The organism is Inquilinus sp. (genome assembly GCF_039594555.1).
Classification (GTDB): domain Bacteria; phylum Pseudomonadota; class Alphaproteobacteria; order DSM-16000; family Inquilinaceae; genus Inquilinus.
On sequence record NZ_JBCNNF010000588.1, the window covers coordinates 1 to 3273 of the forward strand.

The window sequence follows — 3273 nt, forward strand, 5'->3', positions numbered from 1 at the left end:
CGGCCGGGCTGCACAACCTGTACGGCCCGACCGAGGCGGCGATCGACGTCACTTTCTGGACCTGCCGTCCGGAGCCCGGGCAGAAGAGCGTGCCGATTGGGCATGCCATCGCCAACACCCGGATCCACGTGCTGGACGGCGACCTGAACCCGGTGCCCGAAGGTGTGTCGGGCGAGCTGTACATCGCCGGCATCAATCTGGCGCGGGGCTATCTCGGCCGCCCCGACCTGACGGCGGACCGGTTCGTGCCGGACCCCAACGGCCCGGCGGGCAGCCGGATGTACCGGTCGGGCGACCTGGTGCGGCGCCGCTTCGACGGGGCGCTCGAGTATCTCGGCCGGCTGGACCACCAGGTGAAGCTGCGCGGGCTCCGGATCGAGCTCGGCGAGATCGAGGCCGGCATTCGCGCCTATCCCGGGATCCGGGATGCGGTGGTGGTGCTGCGCGAGGGCCGGCTGGTCGGCTATGCCGCCGGTGAGGCTGATGAGACGGCGCTGAAGCGGCACCTGTCGGGGCTGGTGCCGGACTACATGGTGCCCTCGCGCATCGTGTCTCTCGCGGCGCTGCCGCTCTCGGTGAATGGCAAGCTGGACCGCAAGGCGCTGCCTGACCCGGAATGGGAGAGCGATGCCGAGACCCGCGCCAAACCTGAGGGCGACACCGAGATCGCCATCGCCAGGATCTGGCAGGATGTCCTCGGCCGCGGCCAGATCTCCCGCCACGACGACTTCTTCTCCCTCGGTGGCCATTCGCTGGCCGCCATGAAGGTGCGGGCGCTGCTGCTGGAGCGGCATGGCCGCGCCCTGCCGATCCGCCATTTCTTCGACCATCCCACCGTCGCCGGGCTGGCCGCCAGCCTGGACCTATCCGCCGCGGCGCCGCGGCTGGACGACATGGACACTTGGATGAGCGAAATCGAGGACCTGATATGACCGTCGACGCTCAACAGATCGCCCGCCGCTTCGCCGCGCTGGCGCCGGACCGCCGCCGCGCCTTCCTGGCCAAGCTGGCCGAGCATGGCGTGGATTTCGCCACCCTGCCGATCGTGCCCGCGCCGCGCGACGGCGACCTGCCGTTGTCCCCTGCCCAGCGCGGGCTGTGGCTGACCTGGCAGCGCGACCCGGCCAGCCCGGCCTACACCATGGCCGGTATCCTGTCCCTGTCCGGCGACCTCGACGCCGCGGCGCTGCAGGCGGCCGCCGGCGACCTCATCGCCCGGCACGAGGCGCTGCGCACCAGCTTCGGCATCGACGCCGAGGGCCGGCCAGTGCAGCGCCTGCATATGGAGATGGCGCCGTCCTTCACTGTCCGCGACCTGCACGTGGCGGGAGAGGCGGAGAGTGACGCCTTCGCCGAGGTCCTGGCGCGCCAGCCATTCGATCTCGAAGCCGGGCCGCTGCTGCGCTTCGAGCTGCATGCGCTGGGCGAGCGCGAGCACCGGCTGGTTCTGGCGCTGCACCACATCGTCGCCGATGGCTGGTCGATCGGGCTGCTGATCCGCGACCTCGCCGCTCTCTACGCCGCCCGCCGGGACGGCACACCCTCCGGCCTGCCGCTGATGGCGCTGCACTATGCCGACTATGCCGCCTGGCAGCGCAGCTGGTTGGAGGCGGGGGAGGAGGCGCGCCAGCTCGACGCCTGGAAGGCGACGCTGGGCGACAGCCACCCGCCGCTCGACCTGCCCTTCGACCGGCCGCGGCCGGCGCAGCGCAGCGAGGCCGGGGCGGCGCATCGGCTGCAACTGTCCAAGCCTGTGAGCGACGGGCTGCGCGCGCTGGCGCGCGGCCGCAACGCCTCGACTTTCATGGCGGTGCTGGCGCTGTTCAAGCTGCTGCTGGCCCGCAACGGCGCCGGCGACGACATCCGCATCGGCGCGCCGCTGGCCCATCGCGGCCGGGCCGAGACCCATCCGATGATCGGCTACTTCACCAATGTCGCGGTGCTGCGCACAGTCATCAACCAGCGTCGGGGCTTCACCGCGCTGCTGGACCAGGTGCGGGAGGGGCTGCTGGCGGCCGAGACCCGGATCGACGTGCCCTTCGACATGGTGGTCGAGGCGCTGGCCCCGCCACGCCAGGCCGGGGTGCATCCGCTGTTCCAGGTCAAGTGCACCGAGCAGGCCGGCGCGCCGGGCGGCGGCGACTTCGCCGGCCTGGCCATGACGCTGCAGGGCCTTGGCAGCGGCGCGGCGCATTTCGACCTCAGCCTCGACCTCACCGACCGGCCCGAGGGCATCGACCTCCTCCTGGCCTACACCACGGACGTGTTCGACGCGGCCACGATCGAGCGGCTGGGTGCGGACCTCGCTGCCCTGGCCGAGGCCGTGGTCGCGGGGCCGGAGCGACGGCTGGCCGATCTGGCGCCGGCCCCGGCGCCGGAGAGCGCCTTCGGACCGGTGAGCGCCGAGCCGCCGGCCGACCTGGTCGCGGCCTGGCGGGCGCGGGCGGCCGAGAAGCCGGAGGCGATCGCCCTGCGGCATGAGGAGCGCGCCTATACCCGCGCCCAGCTCGACCAGGCCTCGGACCGGCTGGCGCGGCGGCTGGTCGCTCGCGGAATCCGGCCCGAGGACCGGGTGGCGCTGCAGATGGGGCGTACGCCGGAATGGGTGCTGGGTATCCTCGGCGTGCTCAAGGCTGGCGGTGCCTATCTGCCGCTCGACGCCGCGGCGCCAGCCGAACGGCGGGCGGAGCTGGTCGCCGACAGCGGCGCCCGCTGGCTGCTGGTCGATGCCGAGGCGCCCGAGAGCTTCGGTTGCGAGGTGCTGCGCCTGTCGCTGGAGGACGAGGCCGACGACGTGTTGGTGGCACTGCCCGAGCCGGCGGCGGACCAGGCCGGCTGCCTGATCTACACCTCGGGCTCGACCGGCAAGCCCAAGGGCGTGGTCGTCACCCGCGGCGGCATCGCCGACTATGCTCGCGGCGTGCTGCAGGTGCTGGATCTGCCCGAGGGCGCGCGGATGGCGATGGTGTCGACCGTCGCCGCCGATCTCGGCAACACCGTGCTGTATGGCGCGCTCTACGGCGGCGGCGAGCTGCACCTGATCGACCCGGCCCGCGCCTTCGACCCCGACCGCTTCGCCGAAACCATGGCGGCGCAGCGGATCGAGGTGCTGAAGATCGTGCCGAGCCATCTGCAGGCGCTGCTGCAGGCGCGGCGGCCGCAGGACGCGCTGCCGGTACACACGCTGGTGCTGGGCGGCGAGGCCACCGGCTGGCCGCTGCTGGACCGGATCCGGGAGCTGGCGCCCGGCTGCCGCGTGGTCAACCATTACGG

2 protein-coding genes are annotated in these 3273 nt (G+C 72.7%); both read left to right on the forward strand.

All coding sequences use genetic code 11. The annotated features are described in order from the left end of the window. On the forward strand, positions 1-932 hold a 932-nt coding region (locus ABDW35_RS34535; protein ID WP_343718370.1), incomplete at its 5' end, for an AMP-binding protein. Next, the coding region (locus tag ABDW35_RS34540; RefSeq protein ID WP_343718371.1) for a condensation domain-containing protein at positions 929-3273 on the forward strand (2345 nt) is incomplete at its 3' end. The genes ABDW35_RS34535 and ABDW35_RS34540, both read left to right, overlap by 4 nt.